Genomic DNA, 22,428 nt, shown 5'->3' with positions numbered 1-22,428 from the left:
ACTGATCTGGACTGATATAATGAGCATCTAATCAACTAAAATCAAATAAATATGGAAATGAAACACGCAGCACAGCAGTATCCACATAAAACAGAAGAAAGTGTGATGTACAAGAAATTAGCACTGATGATAGTATTATCATTTGGTGCGATGTATGCCCTTATGTATGCAATGGTAGATGTTTTTGCCAATGTAATACCTAATGTCAACCAACTGTATATGGCCGGATTGATGACTATGCCTATGCTTATTATTGAAATTGTAATTATGGGTGGGATGTATAAGAACAAAAAATTAAATTATATCCTATTGGCTTCAGGCTTGATTTTATTGATTGCGTTTTTTACGGGTATCCGGCAGCAAACTGCTGTAGGAGATAAACAATTTTTGAAATCAATGATACCTCACCATGCTGCAGCAATATTAATGGCAGAAGAGGCATCAGTAACTGATCCTGAAATAAAAGAATTGATTCAGAACATTATTACCAGCCAGCAGGCGGAAATTGACCAAATGAAAGCTAAACTTAATGAATTAGATAAAGCGCAATAAAAATTAAGAAATCATTATAAAATATAAATAAATGAAAAAAAGAATACTGATAAGCTTTCTGCTTTTGCAGTCTGTATTACTGTCAGCACAAGACAAAGTACAAATTAAACTAACCTCAGCCAGCCCTGCAGCATCCTTTGAGCAGGAACTAGGCAGCGCGAAAATAAAAGTGGCATACAGCAGGCCATTGGTAAGAGGAAGGAAAATATTTGGTGAGCTGGTGCCTTTTGATAAACTTTGGCGCACTGGTGCAAGTGACTGTACGGTTATAACAACCTCCGAAGATATTTCATTTGCTAACAATGTATTGAAAGCAGGAAGCTATTCCCTATTTTCCATTCCTTCAATAAACGAGTGGACTTTAATTGTTAATACAGATACTACTTTACATGGGGAAACTGGATATGATGAAAAAAAAGATGTGATGCGTTTTAAGGTCCCTATAGAAAAGATTCCCAGCTTTTATGAAACATTTACAGTTGAATTAAATGACATCAATAGCAAAGGAGAAGCATTTCTAAAAATAATTTGGGAAAATACAATGGTCAAAATACCAATAAAGAGTAAGGAGGACGAGAGTATATTAGCATTGATAGACCAACACGTCATAAAAGGAAAAAGCAGGGATGCCACTTTGTTATTTCAGGCAGCGAACTATTATTACAGTACCAATAGAGATTATAAACAGGCAATAATATGGCTTTCAGAAGCAGAAAAAATTGATCCGGAAAATTTCTATTATCCAAATTTGAGACAGAAAACAGCTTCAGAATTAAAAGATTATACCACTGCGATCGATGCCGCCAAAAAAGCGCTTGCGCTGGCCGAAAAGGGGAAAAAGAAGAGTACAATCGAGATATTAAAGAAAAGAATAGCGGATTGGGAAATAATATTAAAAAATTAAAGTCATGAAAAGCAAATTATCAATTATCGTTTTTCTTTTTTTTATAAATATTATTGTCAAAGCTCAGGTTAATTCACCACAGACTTTTTATACCTGTGTGATGCATCCCGAGATCCACGCACCAAAACCCGGAAAATGTCCAAAATGCGGCATGGCATTAGTAAAAGAAAAGTCAAAGCCAAGTCAGTCCAAAGCAGCTACAAAACCTCAGGCCGGAGCTACCATTAAAAAGGAAACAATGGAAAAAGGCAAATCTTCCACTGCAGATAAACCCGATCCCGATCAGGGACATGATATGAAAAACATGGAAAAGGCAGCAGTGAATCCTCCTGTAAAAAAAAGGATGGTAAAAGACGAGCCGCCAAAAGTAGTCAGGTACGATTTATATGTTCGCGATACAGTAGTGAATTTTTCAGGAAAATCAAAAAGGGCAATAGCAGTGAATGGGCAGATACCGATGCCTACATTAACATTTACTGAAGGTGATACCGCAGAGATTTATGTTCATAACGAACTCGATGAGGAAACCTCTTTACACTGGCATGGTTTATTTTTACCCAATAAGGAAGATGGTGTACCTAATCTTACCCAAATGCCAATAAAACCACACAGTACCTATAAATATTCCTTTCCTATCAGACAGCATGGCACACACTGGTATCACAGCCATTCAGGATTGCAGGAACAAATCGGGATGTACGGATCTTTTGTGATGAACAAAAGAAACTCTGATCCAAATTTCAGGGAAGGCATAGATGACCTTCCGACAGTTCCCATTGTACTGAGCGAATGGACCGACATCAATCCGGAGAATGTCCATAGGCTGTTGCACAATGCTTCAGACTGGTTTGCAATAAAAAAGGGCACGACCCAAAGCTATGGTGAAGCCATAAAACAAGGTTATTTCAAAACCAAGGTCATCAACGAATGGAAACGTATGACCGCCATGGATGTAAGTGATGTCTATTATGAGAAGTTCTTAATCAATGGGAAAAATGAGAGCCAGCTTTCGCAGTTCAAAGCAGGTGATAAAGTAAGATTACGCGTGTCTAACGGAGGGGCTTCCAGTAATTTCTGGCTTACCTATGCCGGAAGCAAAATTACAGTAGTGGCCAGTGATGGCAATGACGTTGAGCCTGTTGAGGTAGACCGTCTGCTCATTGCAGTCTCTGAAACCTATGACGTGATACTGACCATTCCGGCAGAAAACACATCCTATGAATTTTTGGCCACACCGGAAGACCGGACAAAATCGACTTCCCTATATATTGGTAAGGGTGTCAAGCAGCTCATCTCGCCTTTGCCAAAACTGAAATACTTTGAAGGCATGCAGATGATGAACGATATGATGAAGATGAATGGAGACCTGGATGATATGGGAATGCAGATGTCGCTGAACCAGATGGATATGAATACCGTAATGTACCCAGAAATTACAGGTCCGCAAAAAGGGGTTGACAAAGATATGCCAATGGAGATGAACAATACGGAAACCAAAGAGGGTACTTCTGGCAAATCGCACGAGATGCACAATATGGAAAACAAGTACAATTCCAATGCTCTTTCAGATATTGTCACATTAAATTATGCCATGCTAAAATCCCCTACCAATACGGCATTGTCAAAAGATGCTCCTGTAAGGGAACTTAAATTTGAGCTTACCGGAAATATGAATCGCTATGTCTGGAGTCTGGATAATAAAGTCGTTTCGGAATCAGACAAAATCCTGATCAAAAAGGGAGAAATTTTGCGCATTGTCCTGCATAACAATTCCATGATGCGACACCCAATGCACTTGCACGGCCACGATTTTAGGGTAATTAACGGGCATGGTGATTATGCCCCGTTAAAAAATATTATCGACATCATGCCCATGGAGACAGATACTATTGAATTCGCCGCAAGCGAGGACGGGGGCGACTGGTTCTTTCACTGCCATATTCTGTATCACATGATGAGTGGAATGGGAAGAGTTTTTAGTTATGAAAATTCGCCTCCAAATCCGGAAATACCAGACCCCAAACTGGCTCAGCGCAAATTATTTGCTGATGACAGAAAATTTCATTTTATGACAGAAAATGATTTTGCTACCAACGGAAATGACGGTATGGCCATGTTAAGCAATACACGATGGAGCATAGGCACAGAATGGCGATTGGGATACAATGACATGCATGGCTATGAAACCGAAACCCATATCGGGAGATACATTGGCAAAATGCAATGGCTGATGCCCTTTATTGGTTTCGACTGGAGGTACAGGGAAATGGAAGATGGAGAAATGGAAAAAAACCTCTTTAATCAAGCAAACACTAAAAACAACCGCGCGGTTTTTAGTGCAGGTATCGAGTATACCCTGCCTATGCTTATAAAGGCACAGGCTGAGGTGTTTACCGATGGAAATTTCAGATTGCAATTTGAGAGAATGGATATTCCAGTTTCCAAACGGCTTCGAATGAACCTGATGTGGAATACCGATAAGGAATATATGGCAGGGCTGCGATATATTATCAAAAGAAATGTTAGCGCTACAACACACTATGACAGCGATATGGGATTTGGTATGGGAATAAATCTGAATTATTAAACATTCTGAATTAAGATGCAAAAAAATATAGGCTGCTATAGTTTTTTTGTGTTTCTATTTATAGATGTCCTTTTGATTTCATTATCAAAATCAGAACGCTCCATTTTTTGGAGCGTTTTTTTATGAAATTATAAAACGATGAAATACAAGCGTAATATTTATGTGCAGTATTCTGGAGTCTGAATCTTATATTAAATTAAATTTTCGTTAAAGAATCAATGGATTTAAAAATGTAGAAATTCTTCAGGATTGATGCTCCAATTTATTGTTCCAATAACAAAAGATATTTGCGTGTGAATCTGTGATTTTCGCCCATGGTTTCCAATCCACTTCCTGAGGTGGCGTGGCTTCAAAGTAGCGTTTTATTTCATCTGGAGTCATGGAACAAAATTAGGTAAAAATTACAGGCCTGTCAAGGGATGCGGGAGACTTGTTTATTCAATATTACACTTATTTTCTGTACAATTTCTCCAATTGTACTGGCAGTCATAGAATTATACTGCTGATTTTTTTTTATTTTTTAGGAGCTTTTCCAGCTATGCGCTGCACCCGAGCGCTAGCGAACTGGCGAAGCAATCTTTTTTGCCGAACCCCGGCACAAAAGGATTTTCACTTCTATCGGCGCTAAAAAATTGAATCCGTTTTTTATGTTTTAAAATGTAATTATGCATACTTGTACTGATTGTTATCATATTTTACTGAGAATTTTAGTAAACTCTTAAACGGTGAAATAAATTATGCTCTTCTGATTTCTATTTCTCTTTGGAAGATAATTTATATAAACGTAATCATTTAGGTCTCTGATACATCTGTGATAGGTAACTGGGCCGCTTATTTTAGCAATCTTCATAATTTCATGTCGATATGCTTTAATAAGATTAATATAGCCTGCAGCAGTTCTGAATTGCAGCAGTGCCGCAAAAATTCCAATAAGGGTTATGCTATACGCTGGTCTTCTTCTATTGCTTTGAAGAATTGCGTTAAAGGATTCAGCTGGTCCATTACTCTTAATTATTTAGATTTTTATTCCACTGTCATAAAAATGAATTTTAATGATTGTTGTTTACTTGCGTTTTTTTCCGGAAACAGTGCCGGTGCGGCTTTTTTTTAGGAGCTTTTTCCCGCTATCCGTTCCACCCGAGCGATAGCGAACTGGCGAAGCAATCTTTTGTGCCGAACCCCGGCACAAAAGGATTTCCACTGCTATCGGGGCTAGGGCTGCTGATTATTTTTATCAACGTTTTTTGTCTATAACTCCCGATTATAAGGTTACGTTGTGTTGAAAAAATAATCTTACATTAGCAATATAAAATCATAAACTTTAAGGCAGGAATCTAACAATGGAAGAAAAAAGAAAAACAGTATTTATATCTTATTCCTGGGATAGTACAGAACATCAACAGTGGGTATTAATGAATGGTAATAGTAAGAAAATGATAATCAATTTCCACAGTTCTCAATAAGAGATATGTTCTTCAGCAAGCTGCTACGATATGGTTGACTTCTTATAGTTGCAAGTTTTTTTATTCTTTCCCTGATTCTAAAAGTTTCGAACCTAAACTTTTTATAGCCTTATTTTGCTGCGGTTTAACTTTTTCAAAATGAAATGTGCCACGATTCTGCCACAAAACTTTGAGTAATGAAATTTTTAAAACTTTTCATATAATTCTTTTAATTTTAAGGCTTTAATTTTACGGAGCTCTTCACACTATTTATTCGACCCGAGCGCAAGCAAAATGGCGACGCAATCGGGGCTAAAACAGACTTACCTTTTTGTAGCAAAATGGATATACTCCATAATGGAAGAATCATTATTTTGCTCGGATTTATTTTGAAAATTTACCTACTTTTATATTTAAATTTTATTTCTTTTAAAAAATTTTACGATATGAATATTGATTACAAGGACACTAATTTTTTTAATACAGAATATATATATCGCATTCAAACCTTTGAAAAGTACCTGGCAAGTGGGGTGGCTTCAGAGGAGAATTATGCGAATTATAAGGCTGGACTGATACCTAATATTTTCTACGGACATAATTTATCAACAGTTTTTAGTTTGTTCAGAAAGGAGTTTCTGGATGTAAAATCTGGAGTGGAAAGATACGAGCAGGATAATAATAATGATTTTCCAATGCTCAAATCCTTTATCAATACCGAGAGAAATTTACGAAAAGTATTGGATGAGAGCCAACTTGGGGATTATACAGCACTTTTAGAACGGTCCTTTGACAATCAGAAAACAGATGCCACCGCGGCAGCGGTCAGCCGATTTTTCTTAGCAACACCGATACTAAATACTTATATATTTCAAGTTGAAAAAGTATTTGGAAAAGGTATTCTTGATTGATTTGCACTAATTTACGGAACTCTTAATAATTGATTTTTTGTTAGTTTGGGAATCTCATTATTGATCAATTTATGGAATTACATTTTGAAGATTTAGCGCTCACCATTAAAGCTGCGGATTTGGATGTCCCATATGATTTGATGGATGAACCTTTGTTTTTGACTGTTCGATCTGATTTGACTGATTTATTATCTAACAAGAAAACAGAAATTTTCTACTTTGGACTTGCTCCCGACAGTACAGCAGATGGTCAGGATGAACTTTTAGAAAATGGGATTTTCTATCGCATTATTGGCTATGAAAAGAATTTAGGGATTGATTTGGAAAGCAGCCCGGAGGAGATTTTAAGTGCTTTCCATTACTTAGTTAGTAATTTCCAGCCCAGATGGGCTACAATCTTTGTTGAAGAAGGAGTGAGCAAAAAAGAAGTTACAATTGAATTAATGTATCAGGAAATATTATTAAACGATAAAAAATAAACAGTAATGAACCTTGATGATGGAATAGAGAGATTTGTTGCGGCGCAGCAGAATGTTTACCAACAGGCTTTAAATGAGATTAATAACGGAAAGAAACAAAGTCACTGGATGTGGTTTGTTTTTCCTCAAATCAGAGGTCTGGGATTTACCGACTTTAATGTGTATTTTGGAATTAAGGACCTAAAGGAAGCCCAGCAATATTTAAGTGATCCAATACTGGGAGCGCGCATAATTGAAATTTCACAGGCAGTTCTTTCTCAACAGGGAAAAACAGCCCTGGAAATTTTTGGTAATCCTGACCAGAGAAAACTTAAATCCTCAATGACCCTCTTTAGCCAGATCCAAAATACAGATCTTGTTTTTCAGAAAGTATTAGATAGATATTATCAGGGATCGGTTGATGAAAAAACTATGGCAATACTGCAATCCCAAAAAAGTAATTTGTGAAACTTTCAATTAAATTAGAATCGAAGTATTTGCAAGAAGACCATGAAGGGTGACCTTGATACACTATTTGATTATAAATCAATAAAAGTAAGTTTTACTTTCTCAAGATAATCATCCTGTATTTTGGTGAGTTCTGCGTTAAGTTCCTGCATTTTTGCCCTTACAATTGTATTACGCTTTTCCTGTTCCATCTTATAGCTTTCAGCTTTTTGCTCAGCAGTTTGTTCATTTTCGATTTGGTCAGAATCTGATTGCTGGTCATCAGAGTTTGAAATTTCAACTTCTTCATTCTTCTGTTGCTGTCCTCTTTGAAATTGCGCCTCAGCATAGGCGTTGTACAGGTATTCATAAAGAATTCCCTCGCATCTGTTGAAGTGTTCCCATGGAATAAGTCCTTCCTCAATCATCTCATTGGGATAAGTGTACAGTGTAATTTCCATACGCGAATACAAATCCAATTTATAGTAATCAATAAACTGCTGATTGGTAACTCCTTTAAAATAATCTATTTCTTCCATGGCGATATTTTTAAACTTGGAATGCGATGAGATTTCCTTCATAGGGAAATGCAAAATCTTCAATTTTAACAGACTGGTCCAGCCATGCCGATTCATCATTTCTTTTAAGCATTATGGGCATTCGGTATTTATGGTTGTGTACATACGACATTATTTTATTTGCCTTTGTGGTGACCATCGTGTAGGTGTTTTTTATTTCGTTTGAAACAGGATCTGTCCACGAGGAATACAACCCCGCGAAGGTGAAGATTTCATCATCCTGCGAGTTGATCTGGTATTTATCCTTGCTTTTTCCTTTTTCATCATTCCAATGCCACTCATAGTAAGCAGAAGCAATTATGAGACAGCGGTTGTGTGTTATATTTTTAAAAGATGCTTTTTCGTCTATGGATTCAATCCTTGCATTGAGTGTGTTTTTCCTAAATTCAATATCTTTTGCCCATGACGGAAGCAGTCCCCAGGTATAGTCCGTTGTAATTAAACCGGGTGAGGAATTGAGGATTATTGGGATATTCGGATGCGCGAACCCGTTTATAAAATCGGATTGAAGATAAGTTTCCTCGTTATCCACTTCTGCATTAAAACGTCGTTTTACATTTTCAATTGCCGCGGACTGCTGAACATAGTAACACATAATTTTTTTGATTATTATAGTATAAAAAAACACCTTATTTTAATAATAGTAAACTTTTTTCGGACAGTTTCTTAAAGTGCCCTATGATAGATTTGCCACAAAAAATGTAGTGAAGAATCGGTATCAATTTGACGTAAGGCGCATTGAAAAACTGCTGTTGGAAAATCAACAAAGAAAAAATAATCTTCATAGGAAAAACACCAATAAACTGTTAGTCCTCTTTATTATTGTCGTCTTCATATTTTTCACATTCTATCAAAATTAGTTCATAATTGGGACTTTACATACATAAAAAATCAAAATTTCATCCGATGACGCGGCAGGTTAATTTCGTGTTCCTGCGGATAGGGTTTCCGGTCCGTACTGCTGATGTCCTGTTTAATCTGGTTCTGAGTGACAAACCGTTTGTCTGAATCCATATATCTCGGATCGGGAACAAATGGCATTTTGGCCATTTTGTTTATGGTTAAAGTTGGGAAATGATAATCAATTTCTACAGTACCCAAAAGCAGGTAACATCCGCCGCCCTGAAAAGGATACTGGACAAGACTGTCAGGGAAATGTGCCGTGTCAAAATAGGCACCTTCCACATCGATCCATGTTCCAAAATACATATTTCCTCTTTTTGTCGGCACCTGTTTTGTAGAAATTAAATAGGCAAGCATCCTTACCTGCTTTTTATAATGCTTCAAAAGATCTTTAACCAGTACGTCACCACGATGCCGGGTCTGCAAGAGATCAAAAACAGTACAGGAAACCGGAAAATTCAGAAGTTCAATCTCATCAAAGGCATCTTCAAAAACAGAGCGTTCCAAAACGGGGAGCTTAAATTCCTTGGCTGGTTCCTGAAGCAGCATCAAACCACGATTGGTGGGCTTGAAATTATTTAATAGTAAACTTACGAGTACCAAAAGCTGGTTTTTGGTTTGACCAGTAAAGCGGAAGGCACCAATAAAAATCAACACTTTAATATTCTCAATTCCCATTGGTACCCTGTTTATGAAATCCTCCAAAGAGAGGTATTCTCCGTTTTTATTGCGTTCAAGGGAAATAAACTGAGCGAGTTTTGAATCAATGTTTAATAGATGCATAAATCCCAGATAGATATCCCTGCCATACAAGGCAGTTTCATACTCACTTTTATTTACGCAAGGGTTATGAATAACTGCGCCGGCCATTCTTGCCTCGTGGATGTAAATTTCTGTCCTGTAAAATCCTCCCTGATTATTTATTACCGCTACCATAAATTCAATAGGGTAGTGCACTTTTAAATAAAGGCTCTGATAGCTTTCAACTGCATATGAGGCGGAGTGCGCCTTGCAGAATGAGTATCCGGCAAAGGATTCAATCTGGCGGTATATTTCCTGACTAAGCGCCTCGGGATGTCCTTTTGTGGCGCAGGAAATAAAGAAATCATCTTTCACCTTTTGAAGCGCTGCCTTGGATCTTCCCTTTCCGGACATTGCCCTTCGCAGGATATCACCATCCGCAGCTGATAGCCCGCCATAGTGCAGTGCAATTTTAATGACATCCTCCTGATAAACCATAATGCCATATGTCTCGCCAAGCTGCTCTTGGAAAACCGGATGAAAATATTCAAATTTTGAAGGGTTATTGTGCCGGAAAATATATTCTTTCATCATGCCTGATTGTGCAACACCTGGTCGGATTATAGAAGATGCCGCCACGAGCGTTTTATAATTATCGCATTTCAAACGTCGAAGCAGGCCACGCATTGCCGGGCTTTCAATATAAAAGCATCCGATTGTCTTTCCTTCTGCCAGAAATTTATTGGCTGACTGCTCGTTTTTTGATAATGAGGTGTCCCGAATATTGATTCGAAGGCCTCTGTTTTTCTCAATTAGTTTCACTGTATCGTCAATATGGCCAATCCCTCTCTGGCTTAGGATATCAAATTTTTCAAAGCCGATATCTTCTGCCGTATGCATATCAAAAAGCACGATAGGAAAACCCTTTGGCGGCATTTCCAGTGGCGTATAATTGGTGAGTGGCTCCTCGGAAATTAAAATACCGCAGGAGTGCATACTTCTCATGTTGGGGTATTTTTCGAGCATCATCCCATATTGCTGTACCAATTTTACAATTTCATTGGTCTGGTGCATTTTCATTGGGTTCTTGGCCAGCAGGTCCAATTCATCCTTTGGGAGCCCAAAAACTTTTCCAACTTCTCGGAAAATAGAGCGGTATTTGAATTCTACATTTGTACCACAGAATGCCACATGCTCATATCCATAGCGGTCAAAGATGTATTTTAGGATGACGTCACGCTCTTTCCATGACCAGTCAATATCAAAATCAGGCGGGCTTTTGCGGTTTTCATTCAGGAAACGCTCGAAATATAAATCGAGTTCCAAAGGGCATATATCTGTTATGCCTAGGCAGTAGGCAATAATGCTGTTGGCACCGCTTCCTCTTCCGATATGCAAAAATCCCCGGCTATTACTGTAGCGGATGATATCCCAGGTGATCAGAAAATATCCGCTGAAATCAAGATCATTTATTACTTTAAGCTCTTTTTCAACCCTGGCTTTTGCTGCCTTGTTTTGAGGACCGTATCTCCAAATGAGACCCTCGTGGGCAAGTGTAGTGAGTAAATTAATATCGCCTTTCTTGTCTTTTGTGTAATACTTTTTATTCCTTGGGGTCTGGAATTCATAACTAAAATTGCAGTCCTGAATTATTCTTTCTGTGTTTTCAGTAATATGGGGATAGTCTTTGTACCATTCAATTAGCTGATCGGGCGGTATCATAAGGTCGCTTTTTTTACAAAAATCGTCTTGAGTCAGTTTTGATAAAAGCTCATTGAGGTCCACAGCTCGAAGTATCCTGTGCAGGTTGTATTCCCTTTTGGTGCGGAAAACCACTGGCTGTAATACAACCATTTTTAGCTGCCTGTCTTTCCAATTCGATAATACCAGTTTTTGAAGCTGGTCGGGACGTATGCCTATATATTCATTTTCTTTCAGGATAGTGGGCGCATTTTCCAAAGGGTAAATAATAAAAACATGCTCAAAATCAGGGGCAAATTGCCCCAAAACAATATTTTGAAAGTTATGCTGTGTTAGAAAATAGTTCATTTCGGCAAGTCCTTTCGCATTTTTGGCAAGCGCTATATAACGCAATTGATGCTCCCCTCGAAATTCCATACCAACTAGTGGTTTTATCCCTGCTGCAAGGCAGAGTTTTATAAACTCATAAATACCCGTAACGGTATTGATATCGGTAAGGGCCATAGCCTTAACGCCGAAAGAAGATGCCTGCTTTACCAGCTCTTCAACCGGAATAGTGCCATAACGCAGGGAGTGAAAGGAATGGCAGTTGAGATACATGGGATTACGATTTACGTTTTAAAATTTCATTTTTATTGTTGGGCTTAAAAGAGGCACCCGCGCAGCGCATTACCGCGTCAAATCCATAGCGGTTTTTCATCCTGTCCATGGCCTGATAGAGTGCCAGCATTTCTTCGGTATCCTGAAAAATATCAATTTGATAGGTTCCCCGTACCAGCCCGCTAAAGCGCACCCCGATAAGGCGCAGTCTCATCCTTCGCTGATATAATTTATCGAACAAATCCGTTACGGTCTTTGTCAGGATATGATCGGCAGAGGTGTAGGCAACCCTGCACTGTTTGGTTTCGGTATCAAAGTTGGCGTAGCGGATCTTGACCGTGACAGTAGAAGTCAGCCACTCTTCCGAGCGCAGCTGGTAAGCCAGTTTCTCCACCATTCCCTGCAGCAGCCTGTTTAATTTTGCCACATCAATTGTATCCTGGGAAAAGGTATGTTCGGTGGAAATTGACTTTCTCTCGGTATAGGGTTCTACGGGATTATTATCAATGCCATTGGCCTTCTTCCAGAGCTCTATTCCGTTTTTTCCTATCATCTGCTGAAGCGGTTCCACCGGCATTTCTGAAAGGGTTTTGATGGTCCTTATCCCGATGCGCGAAAGCAACCGAAAAGTCTTTTCGCCTACCATTGGGATTTTCTGGATGGATAGCGGATTTAAAAAAGACTGCACCAGATGCTCGGGTATCTCCAGGTTCTGCTTCTGCTTTCCTTCACCGGTGCCGATTTTTGAAACGGTCTTATTGACTGATAGGGCAAAGGTGAGCGGAAGGCCGGTTTGCTCGGTGATCCGATGTGCGAGTTCATCAGTCCATTTATAGCTGCCGTAGAATTTATCCATTCCGGTAATGTCAAGGTAAAATTCATCAATGCTGGCTTTTTCAACTACCGGAGCTTTCTCCTGAATAATTTCGGTGATGTCATGTGAAAGCCTTGAGTATAATTCCATATCACCCTTCATAATTTTGGCCTGCGGACAAAGCTTCATCGCCATATGGATGGGCATAGCGGAACGCACGCCAAAACGACGTGCTTCGTAAGAACAGGATGCCACTACGCCTCTTTCGCCTCCTCCAATAATTAATGGAATACCGTTTAGCTCAGAATTGGTAAGCCTTTCGCATGAAACGAAAAACGTATTCATGTCAATATGTACAATTGCCCTGCTCATAATCTTTTTCTTTATACAGGTCAAAATTAGTATAGATTGGAACAATTTGTGAAATCAATTATGTTATAAATGATAACAAAATTAAAAATATCTTATTTTATGGGGGATTTCAAAATAGGAAAAAATGGACTTTTTGCTCTTTATTCAGAATTTACGGCGGATTGAATTTCGGAAATATAACGCAGAAACGATTTGTAAAAATTTATAGAATGGATTCGAAAAGCAACAGGATCAAGAAGAGAAAATTAGAATAAAATAATTTCAGTTGCCTAAGTATATGCCTAAACCGCCCCATAAGAGGCGGCAGCAAAAAATATAACCGTGTAAAAAGTAAAAATTAAGAGGAAGGAAATGAAATAGTGAACTTAAAATAAAAAAGAAATTTTGAGCTTATTCTGATTGGTTCTCACTTTTAGATTCCTGTGAAGTTCGTCTAACAAGTAAGTAAAAATCTTTTAAATGCCACCATGCAGGGCACATATCAAGACTTCCTTTGTAATTGTTTATAGTGGAGTAGCAGCTTTTGAGAAAAACCTGCGAATCTGTGATTTTCGCCCATGGTTTCCAATCCACTTCCTTAGGCGGGGGTGTGGCTTCAAAGTAGCGTTTTATTTCATCTGGAGTCATGGGACAAAATTACGCAAAAAGTATAGACAGGGCAAGGGTTGAGGGGCGTATAGTATAAAGTATTTTTCTTGTTTTGGTGTTGTTTTATTAAACGCATCTGATCTTCATGTTTTTGCGCTAAAATTCACCCAAGTGATATTTTCGAATATTGGGGAATCTATGGTGTCGTGAAAAATATAGATTTTTCTCTTTTTAATCTAAAAGTGAGTAGAATTCTGCACGGCCTAAATTAATCGGGTATTGGGAATTGTTCGCGGAATCTAATCGGGGGTGATTAGCATCTGTAATTGTATTAATGTTTTTTTTAGGAGCTTTTTCCCGCTATCCGTTGCAATCTTTTCTGCCGAACCCCGGCACAAAAGGATTTCCAATACTATCGGGGCTAAGAGTTGAATCCATTTTTTTATTAGGCCTATTGCCAGATCCGCTATAGTAGATTTCGGATTACGTAATTTTCTTGATGTACATTTCAAATATTTCATCCATACTTCTATTTTCTTTTTTACGTAATCTATGTAATTCCATTCCTGCTCTCTCAAATATTTCATTTTTCATTCTGTCATTATCAATTTGTTTTGGATTATCGTGCCAGCTACTATCCAATTCAATAAAAAACTTTGGCCTAAAAGTTTGCGAATCGACAATACATAAGTCCAATGTTGCTTGAAAGAAAAAGGATTTTGTTTTGCTTGCAAGTAATTTAATAACACTAGAATTGATTATTGAACTTAAAGCAACATTTGGCAGTATTAATTCATTTGGTAAAATTCTTTTTGAAGCTAAGTAAAGTTCTTTTTCTTGTGGTGAATTAAAGATAGATTTAGAAAAATCCAATTCTCCTGAAATTCCGATTTTTACATCTAAGTTCGATGCAAGTATAGTGTTTTCGATTTTTTCCGTCCGTTCGTAATCTTTCCTTTTTAGAAATTCTTGCGCAAGACTATTTGTAGTCAAGATTTTTGCGTACTGTTCAGACGGGTGTTTTTGAAATAAATATTCTGTAAGTTCTAAAACACAATTTTCAGAGAGTTTTAGAATTTTGAGATTTTGATTTAATTGAAAAATCCTAACCAAAACAGTGGATAAATTTTCATCACCATTATTTTCATAACGCTTTATTTCATTAATAAGATTCATTTCGAATACCATAAAAATTGGGTCAGTCGCTAATTCTTTACAATTGTTTTCACTAGATAAAAGTTGATTTAACTTTAACCATTCTTTGGTTTGTAAATATGTTAGACAATTTTCTGTGATATTCATTTCTGTTATATGATGTATGTTAACGTTTTAGCGGCTGTGAGCAGAGGTATTCTCTCGACATAATTTATTTATTTTTTGAACCTGTCAAATACTGAAAGTTTTGCAAGTTTACCTTTTTCTATAAGTTCGGTCATTAATTTCATATCATCGTCATTGGTGTAACTTGGAATAAATTCTTCCTGAAAATTAAACAGATAAATGCAAAAATCAAAAAATATCTGGATATGATTATTTAAAGCAACAATAGTATTGGTTGAATTATATTCGGGCAAAGTGCTATAAGCAATGGTATCATTATCTAATCTTACAGCTAACAATGCAAATGGTTCTGTTTTTGAAGAATGGGCTATTTCGGAAAACATTCCATACATATTTTTTAAATTAGCACTTAAATTTCCATTCCCAATATTAGGCGTTTTTCCATTTAATTTATGTAATGTTTCTTTATTCTTGACTTTCTTATCAATTTCTGATAATCTTGCAATCAATTCTATTTGTTTTCGTTCCAAAACAGTGACTTCAATTAATTCACTGTTGAGAATATGTTCACTAACAATTAATTGTGTTCTTATAAAAGAGACAATCAAAGCTAGTTTGTAATTGTCAATTTCGCCCATTCCGCTTACATTTTGGAAACGATTTATTATTGACACAACATATTCATCCATTAACTCTAATATCTCCAAAATATTAGGGTATTCTTTTTTAATCATTAGCTGTGAAACTTCTCTTGCTTTCAGAACTTCATTTGTGTAATTTTCGACCATTGATAAAATTGTGTTAGATTTTTTTAGAGTCTGCAGGTTGCTTGTCACTGGGTTAAGCAATTTTCAAGAATGAAACCAACTTTAATTAGCGTTAAACCTAAATCTCGCTAAAACGTTGTTATTTGCCTTCCATTAGTTTGATCTAAATTCTAAGGGATCAAGTATAAACTCATTATTGCTTTTTGCAACATAGAGATCTAAGGTTTTTATTATTTGGAGCAGGTGAGCGGAATAATTTTTAAAACTAGCAGGTTTAATAGTATAATAGAATAGCATTTTGCGGATACTTGTAATCTTAATTTTCCCCCAATCTACCACAATACCTTTTTCTAAATCTATTTTTTTCAACAAGAGATACTCGCCCTTTGGATTATCGGAATTCATTTTTTGTCCATCAATTACTGTAAACTCTTGTGTTTCTGCACCACAAGTAAATAGGTCATTATGAACTTGAAAAGCGGAAATACTTCTTAAGCTTTTGAGAATTTTTAAAATTGACGAAGTGGTTTCTGCATTTGCATTTTGAATAAAAAAAGGTTGGTTTATTAAGCCTTCTAACTTTTGAACATAGCTTTCCCAATCCTTAAAAATTGTAAAACCAAGAAGTTTTTTCTCATACAGATTATACTCTAAATCCTCATATTTTGTATCTAAAAGTTTTCCAATATTTTCCTGAGTCAGATTATACTGGTAACCATAAATGATTTTTAGTAAATGGTTACAAATAGTTAAAACTTCTTTGTCAAGTATTTTCTTTAAATAGTCTTGTAATTCATTATGATTTGAATCATGCTCAATGATTCCTTGCAATGCATCTTTAAAAATATTTGTTAGAACTTTTCTGTCTTTCGTTTTGTTAGATGAATTTAGAACTGAATATGAAATAGGCCTTCTAAATCTCAAATCAAAGGGAAGTTCTTCAATTTTACCATATTGATTATTGAAAACACAAATTATTTTGTCCCAACCCAGTGCTTTGGATGCGTACCCTAATTCAATAAGAACATTTGGATTTGGGCATTTTTTTCCAGAAGAATCTGCATTTATAAAACTTACGTCCGCAACAAAGATGTTAGCATTATCAATTTTGTTGAAAATGGAAGAAGCAATATCTGGTGTACCAATTACATTTTTTGTATCACGATCCATAACTGCATCAATACTTAAATCCTCATTTAAAGTGGAAATAGCTTCTTCCAGACACTTGCCTATAAAACCACGATTAGTTGAATTAGGCAAGTCAGATTGCCAAGAATAAAAGATTGTCTTTTTCAAAGTTGATTTGTTTTAATTGATTTCAGTTCTTTGGTTGGAACTAGCGTTCTGGTACTACTACGCGTTCGGACTAAATTAAGCCCTATTTTTGGAATTTGCCAAATTATCCCAAATACAAAAGCAACTTTCCATTACGCCAATTACCTAAATCTGCTGTAGTTCCTGGTGGCAATATTGTTACCATTTTAGATTTTGCGACCAATCTTCATCATCTGATATTTTTTTTTCGGAACAGTAGCTACAATTATATCTAATTCGAAAATCTTGGATCAGCAATTCCTCTTCGTGGGCATAAGAAAAATAATTTTGCAATTTAGAATAGCGTCTTATAAACGTACCACACTTTGGGCAAAAGTTCGCTAGATATTGGTCACCTGTAATTTTGCTGTGGTACTCACTGATCGCTACACCCTTTTCTCTGGCATATGTAATTTCTGCCGGACTAAATTTCTCTGGCCCAAATAAAAATTTATTAGCCCCATCCTTCATTACGGCAAACTTCATTGGGCTGTAGCACTTCCAACATTTTCCATCAACTATCGACATAATATATTTTTGCTGAAAATTATCGCAGACATTACATTTTGGGTTCAAACAGAATTTAACCAAATTAGGTTTAGTCAGTTTTTCTTCTATGAGATAGATATCGTCGTCAGATTTAAGATTTATCTGGATTAATATTATTTTGTTTTCAAGATAGTAGTTTAAGACACTCTCAGTTGGCTTATGGGTCACTACAATTTCAATAGCCGCAAAAATCTCATCATTTTCATCTAAAAGCGCAATATCTGGTTTACAATATTTCAAATCATATTCTAATCTCACCGATTTTAGTTTCCTAGTGAAATTGCCTGTATGTTGCTCCCTACAAAATTCACAACGCCAATTAAAATTAAATGGAACACCAGTTTCTAAGTGTTGGTTTAATTTTTCAGCTGCTAAAGTTTTGAATCCAAAATGTAAAGCTGTTTCAGGTTGACAATTTGGCATCAACGATTTATGAGCAAAATGAGGTCGTTTTGTGCGTGGACCAACATTTCCGCTTTTTTTTAGTACCAAAAAATGATTACAGTTCACACAATAATACTGGCTTCCTTTTTCGGCGGACAGTGCGGTAAAAAGGTGCCCTTGTGAGTCTTTTGCAATTGTATATAAAATCTCATTCATTGTGACTGTCTTCAAAGCATTACTACAACTTTCTTGCACTACCAGCGGGTTTGGGACTAAATTAAGCCCATTCTTCGGATTTGCCAAATATTCCAAATACAAAACCAATTTCCCATTAAGCCCAATGCCCAAATCGGTTGTAGGAGTGGCTTTTAGGCGTTCGTGTTTTTAATTTGTTTGATTAAATCATAAAATGCATCTTTATCACCCAATTTTTCGTCTATTTTGAGATTTAATTCAAATTGATTTGACCATAAGCGCAATCCTATTAAAGCCAAACCCCAACTTGGAGCATTGGCATCTAAATTTAATTGTTCCAATGCAGTTACAAGTCTATCTTCAGTATTTGGATGACGAGCACCAGTAGTTTTTGCTTTAAAAAAGAACATTGATAGAATTCCAATTGTAATTCCTATTTGCACATAAAATTCATTTATTTTGTTTGGAAAAATACCTTTTTTCATTAATTCAATAGCATCAAAATCAGCTTCTTTTTCAAATTCTATGAAATGTGAATTTTCAAATCCGCCGGCATTGACTTTATCAATATGCTTTATGGCATGAGTGTATTCATGACATAAAATAAACTTTATGGCCTCGGTATAAAAACCATTTGGTTGCTCAATATAATCTCGATTTTCGGCAAGATAAATTTCAGGGTTTGGAAGATTTTCAACATCCCATTTTGTAAAATCAACAATCAATGATTTGGCATAATCAAATAGTTTATATGCTTTGGCTAGAATTTCTCCATCAACTTTATAATGTTCATGACCAATCTTAGCATTAGATTTTGGGAAATCAATTTCTTGAATATATATCGTATAAATTGAATGACATACACACCATAAATATGAAAGGAATGTTTCGTCTAGATGGATTGCTCTATCATCATTTTTTATATATGGAGTTCTGTTTATTTTTGATTCTCCATAAGTAATATTAATTGTTCTAGAAATTTTGTTATCATCAATAGTTGTTTCAAGTTCAGTTGCAAAATCAGGATGTGTATTTGTGAACATATAAATATTCATATGATTTAATATTCTTACAGGTTGAGTTCCAGTATGAATGTTTTCATTATAATGATTTATAATTCCTTTGGTTTTTAATATCCATTCCATAGTTGATTGATTACGAGGTTTTTGTAACATGACGCCTAACTAATTTATACCAGCCATAAAATGGCACCAATACCACCTTTTTTAGTTGCCTTTGTGCAATTAGTAAGCTTTATTAAGCGAATATAACAATAAATACTAATCTTTTATTGGTGCAGCAGTAAGTGTACATCTGTTATTTACTTGTCCCGTTACTGTTTTTACGATCGCTGAAAATCAGCCAAATCCCATATTTTTAAGTTTTTTATACGCAGAGGTATAACGCCTGGGGCCTTGAAACTTATGGTTCCATCTTTGGAAACCTTCACGGAGCTGACTGCTTTTATCCTTAATGGTCTTTATTTATAATATCCCAATTTCTTCCCTTTTATTTTTATCCAAGACCCTGTATGCTTTTGTCTTATTTCAGGAGCAAAGGTAACCCCGTGTTCTTAACGCACAAGCAAGGCCGTGCCTTTCAGGTTTGATAAAAAATCTCCACCCATCCGGGTTGTATTTTTTATCAAAGCCTTGCTTTTGCTAAACACTCACCTTTTTATGCTCATGAAACGAAACATAGCATACTCCGGCTCTTTAGACGAATAAAAAAAAATGTCAGAAATGACCCTTGAAATATTGAAAACAGCAGTGATGAAACAAAACAGCGCCTCCTCTCATTGCCGAATAAAATTTCAAAAAAAATAAAATAAAAATTAATCTTTTAAAAACTAGAAATCATGAACATCACAGGACGAGTGACAAAAGATGCAGAGGTACGCACATTGTCAAACAGCAGACAGGTAGTAAATTTTTCAGTAGCCATCAACGACAGCTACCGCAGTAAAGAAGGCAACAAAGTGGAGCAGACCACATTTTTCGAATGCGCTTATTGGATAAGCCCCAAAGTTGCCAGTATCCTTACTAAAGGCACTGTTGTGGAACTTACAGGAAGAGTAAGCGCAAGGGCGTGGACAGGCAATGACGGAGAACCCCGAGCAGGACTAAACTTCAATACCTCCAATATAAAACTGCACGGAGGTGGCAAGAAATCCGAAACCACGCAGGGAGTCCAAACGGAAGACAAAAACAAAAAAGTCACAGTTAAAGAGCCTGGGGACGACCTGCCCTTTTAAAGGTCAGTATAAAAACAAATTATAAATTTTTAAAATCAATTATCATGGCACATAATATCAATTACAACAGTACAACAGGAAATTATTCTTTTTTCAGCGTAAAGGAAAAAGCGTGGCACGGGCTTGGGCAGATTGTGGAACAGTACCCGACAAGCACAGAAGCCATCAAACACGCAGGGCTTGATTACGAAGTAGCTAAAAGCCCGCTTTACACAAAAGCTTCGGGCATTATCCAAACTCCTGACGGTATCGTCACAGCACAAACCGAACTGGCAGTGCCTGACTGCTTTGCGACTATCCGCACCGACAGCAATGCCGTGCTCGGGGTTGTAGGGAAAGACTACCATATCGTGCAGAACCGTGAAGCATTCAGTTTCTTTGATGCCATAGTAGGGGGTGGCGACGGTATTCTGTACGAAACAGCAGGGGCGCTCGGGCAGGGGGAACGCATTTTTATCACGGCAAAACTTCCTGACTATATTCGTGTTGGAAACGGGGATGATGTGACCGAAAAGTACATTTTCCTGACCACCTCGCACGACGGGAGCGGAAGTATCACAGCGGCTTTTACGCCCATCCGCATCGTATGCCAAAATACCCTTAACGCTTCTTTGCGCTCTATGAGCAACGTGGTGCGCATCCGCCATACCTCAGGGGCAAAACAGCGCCTTGACGATGCCCATAAAGTAATGGGACTGGCAGACACTTTTACCACGCAGTTAGAAGGGATTTTCAACCAGTGGGCAAAAATCAGCGTAACAGATGCTGAGGTCAAAAAGCTTATCCAGTTGGCACTATGCCCGAATAAAGAAACCCTGAATTTAATTAAAAAAGGGGCGGAGGATGAAATTTCTACGGTGTTTAAAAATACCGTCGACGATGCTTTTGCCTATGCAATGGCAAGCGAATCACAGCAGATGGAAACCACAAAAGGCACGCTTTTCGGGGCTTACAATGCCGTGACGGGCTACTATCAGAATGTTAGAAAATATAAAGACAGCGAAGCAAAACTGCAGTCCATTGTTATGGGCGGTACGGCACAAATAAAGTCCCAAAAGGCATTTGACCTATGTACCTCATTTGTAACTGGCGGTGCTGAAATCCTAAACTTTAACTAGATAATTACAGGCTGTTGCCTACAGGGCAACAGCCTTAAAAATTGGAGAACCTAAAGTACTATATAAAGCAATTAAATCTTAAAACGATGAACACCAATTTTTTTAATCAGGTAGCACAGTTGCCTATTACAGGAGATTTGCACCTTACCATAGCCAAAGGGGCGGAAAACAATTTTATCGTTTCGGTCATACTTCAAAACGAGGCGTGCGGGGACAATGCAAAGCATATCATACCGCCCCTGAATCTTAGAGGGACAGCGGAGGAACTCGACAGCGGTTTCTTTCAGACTATTACAACGCCCTTGCAGGCCGTTTCGGGTCTGATGGTCGACATGGAAGCCTTTATGAAACAGTTGGAAGAAGCCAAAAAGCACTCAGCAGTTGAGAAAGAGAAAACAGACAAGACCAAGAAGGAACTCGACGGCAAAGACAAAAAGTTTGCCGATGCAATGGCAAAGGCTGACCAGTTGGAGAAGGAAGGGAAATTCCGTGAGGCTTGGATGAAAGTGCCCGAAGTATCAGAATTTCCGCTTAAGGCTGACCAGATACTAAGACGCAGGAGAGAACTCTCAGACCAGTTTTCCACGCCGAGCCTTTTCGGGGCGATGGAAGAACAAAAGCCCGAACCGCCCAAAGAAGCGCTTTTTCCCGAATATGCCACTAATGAGGCGGAAGAAGAAGAAATGCCCTTGGAGGACGATGAAGAAAACGAATACTAACCCTTAAACTAGAAGGAAATGTTATTAGCGACACAGTTACAGCGGGTATTTATACTCAAAGACAAGGGACAGGAAATTAGACTGACCGACCCCGAACCACGATGGAGCACAGAAGCGGTACTGAATTTTTATGCCCCAACATACCCCATTTTGACCACCGCCAAAATCTCAGCCCCTGCCATCAGGGATGATGCAGTAGAATATCGATTTGAAACCGTAATGGGAACAAAAGGCTAACCAAAATTTTAA

The 22,428-nt window shown here is 37.3% G+C and carries 20 protein-coding genes; 10 read left to right on the top strand and 10 right to left on the bottom strand.

The features are described from left to right. Nucleotides 1–57 precede the first annotated feature (57 nt). The 6 genes from IR010_RS03255 to IR010_RS03230 all read left to right on the top strand — a co-directional run bounded on the left by IR010_RS03255 (nucleotide 58) and on the right by IR010_RS03230 (nucleotide 7,322). Nucleotides 58–552 (top strand): DUF305 domain-containing protein, encoded by a 495-nt coding sequence (locus IR010_RS03255; RefSeq protein ID WP_228515074.1) that lies wholly within the window; start codon nucleotides 58–60, stop codon nucleotides 550–552. A 31-nt stretch (nucleotides 553–583) separates the two neighbouring features. After that, nucleotides 584–1,456 carry a DUF2911 domain-containing protein gene (locus IR010_RS03250; RefSeq protein WP_194601569.1) on the top strand — a complete coding sequence of 291 codons (873 nt, stop codon included), beginning with the start codon at nucleotides 584–586 and terminating at the stop codon, nucleotides 1,454–1,456. Nucleotides 1,457–1,460: 4 nt separating this feature from the next. Beyond that, complete coding sequence (locus IR010_RS03245; protein ID WP_228515073.1) at nucleotides 1,461–4,043, top strand: multicopper oxidase domain-containing protein; 2,583 nt, start codon at nucleotides 1,461–1,463, stop codon at nucleotides 4,041–4,043. 1,888 nt (nucleotides 4,044–5,931) lie between these two features. Continuing rightward, nucleotides 5,932–6,396 carry a hypothetical protein gene (locus IR010_RS03240; RefSeq protein WP_194601566.1) on the top strand — a complete coding sequence of 155 codons (465 nt, stop codon included), beginning with the start codon at nucleotides 5,932–5,934 and terminating at the stop codon, nucleotides 6,394–6,396. 71 nt (nucleotides 6,397–6,467) lie between these two features. After that, a complete protein-coding gene (locus IR010_RS03235) occupies nucleotides 6,468–6,875 on the top strand; it encodes a hypothetical protein (protein WP_194601563.1) in 408 nt (135 codons plus the stop codon). Between the two features lie 6 nt (nucleotides 6,876–6,881). Beyond that, on the top strand, nucleotides 6,882–7,322 hold the full coding sequence (locus IR010_RS03230) for a DUF1810 domain-containing protein (RefSeq protein ID WP_194601560.1): 441 nt from the start codon (nucleotides 6,882–6,884) through the stop codon (nucleotides 7,320–7,322). Between the two features lie 71 nt (nucleotides 7,323–7,393). Here the strand turns inward: IR010_RS03230 and IR010_RS03225 are convergent, their stop codons facing one another. The 10 genes from IR010_RS03225 to IR010_RS03185 form a co-directional block, all read right to left on the bottom strand. Beyond that, on the bottom strand, nucleotides 7,394–7,840 hold the full coding sequence (locus IR010_RS03225) for a hypothetical protein (protein ID WP_194601557.1): 447 nt from the start codon (nucleotides 7,838–7,840) through the stop codon (nucleotides 7,394–7,396). 10 nt (nucleotides 7,841–7,850) lie between these two features. Then, nucleotides 7,851–8,507 (bottom strand): SOS response-associated peptidase, encoded by a 657-nt coding sequence (locus IR010_RS03220; protein ID WP_317174416.1) that lies wholly within the window; start codon nucleotides 8,505–8,507, stop codon nucleotides 7,851–7,853. Between the two features lie 263 nt (nucleotides 8,508–8,770). Continuing rightward, nucleotides 8,771–11,824, bottom strand: coding sequence for a DNA polymerase III subunit alpha (locus tag IR010_RS03215; RefSeq protein WP_194601554.1), 3,054 nt, complete (start codon nucleotides 11,822–11,824; stop codon nucleotides 8,771–8,773). Nucleotides 11,825–11,828: 4 nt separating this feature from the next. Beyond that, a complete protein-coding gene (gene dinB, locus IR010_RS03210) occupies nucleotides 11,829–13,010 on the bottom strand; it encodes a DNA polymerase IV (protein ID WP_194601551.1) in 1,182 nt (393 codons plus the stop codon). A 390-nt stretch (nucleotides 13,011–13,400) separates the two neighbouring features. After that, nucleotides 13,401–13,637: a DUF6965 family protein gene (locus IR010_RS20255; protein ID WP_410505230.1), complete on the bottom strand. Its 237-nt coding sequence runs from the start codon at nucleotides 13,635–13,637 to the stop codon at nucleotides 13,401–13,403. 444 nt (nucleotides 13,638–14,081) lie between these two features. After that, nucleotides 14,082–14,900 (bottom strand): DUF2726 domain-containing protein, encoded by an 819-nt coding sequence (locus IR010_RS03205; RefSeq protein ID WP_194601549.1) that lies wholly within the window; start codon nucleotides 14,898–14,900, stop codon nucleotides 14,082–14,084. 68 nt (nucleotides 14,901–14,968) lie between these two features. Beyond that, entirely contained in the window at nucleotides 14,969–15,667 is a 699-nt protein-coding gene (locus IR010_RS03200) for a hypothetical protein (RefSeq protein ID WP_194601546.1), read from the bottom strand. A 132-nt stretch (nucleotides 15,668–15,799) separates the two neighbouring features. Continuing rightward, nucleotides 15,800–16,942, bottom strand: a complete 1,143-nt coding sequence (locus tag IR010_RS03195) for a hypothetical protein (protein ID WP_194601543.1) — start codon at nucleotides 16,940–16,942, stop codon at nucleotides 15,800–15,802. Between the two features lie 177 nt (nucleotides 16,943–17,119). Next, on the bottom strand, nucleotides 17,120–18,109 hold the full coding sequence (locus IR010_RS03190) for a hypothetical protein (RefSeq protein ID WP_194601540.1): 990 nt from the start codon (nucleotides 18,107–18,109) through the stop codon (nucleotides 17,120–17,122). Between the two features lie 152 nt (nucleotides 18,110–18,261). Beyond that, nucleotides 18,262–19,233, bottom strand: a complete 972-nt coding sequence (locus IR010_RS03185; RefSeq protein WP_194601537.1) for a phage exclusion protein Lit family protein — start codon at nucleotides 19,231–19,233, stop codon at nucleotides 18,262–18,264. A 713-nt stretch (nucleotides 19,234–19,946) separates the two neighbouring features. On the opposite strand from IR010_RS03185, the gene IR010_RS03180 reads away from it, so the two are divergent. The 4 genes from IR010_RS03180 (at nucleotide 19,947) to IR010_RS03165 (ending at nucleotide 22,416) form a co-directional block, all read left to right on the top strand. After that, nucleotides 19,947–20,342: a single-stranded DNA-binding protein gene (locus IR010_RS03180; RefSeq protein ID WP_194601534.1), complete on the top strand. Its 396-nt coding sequence runs from the start codon at nucleotides 19,947–19,949 to the stop codon at nucleotides 20,340–20,342. 44 nt (nucleotides 20,343–20,386) lie between these two features. Further along, a complete protein-coding gene (locus IR010_RS03175) occupies nucleotides 20,387–21,460 on the top strand; it encodes a DUF932 domain-containing protein (protein WP_194601531.1) in 1,074 nt (357 codons plus the stop codon). Between the two features lie 86 nt (nucleotides 21,461–21,546). Beyond that, a complete protein-coding gene (locus IR010_RS03170) occupies nucleotides 21,547–22,179 on the top strand; it encodes a PRTRC system protein E (protein WP_194601528.1) in 633 nt (210 codons plus the stop codon). 18 nt (nucleotides 22,180–22,197) lie between these two features. After that, nucleotides 22,198–22,416, top strand: coding sequence for a PRTRC system protein C (locus tag IR010_RS03165; protein WP_072972286.1), 219 nt, complete (start codon nucleotides 22,198–22,200; stop codon nucleotides 22,414–22,416). The last annotated feature ends 12 nt before the right edge of the window (nucleotides 22,417–22,428 follow it).

The organism is Flavobacterium sp. MR2016-29, assembly GCF_015350695.1.
Classification (GTDB): Bacteria; Bacteroidota; Bacteroidia; order Flavobacteriales; family Flavobacteriaceae; genus Flavobacterium.
The sequence above is the reverse complement of the archived record's forward strand: the minus strand, read 5'-3'. Positions and strand labels throughout refer to the sequence as shown.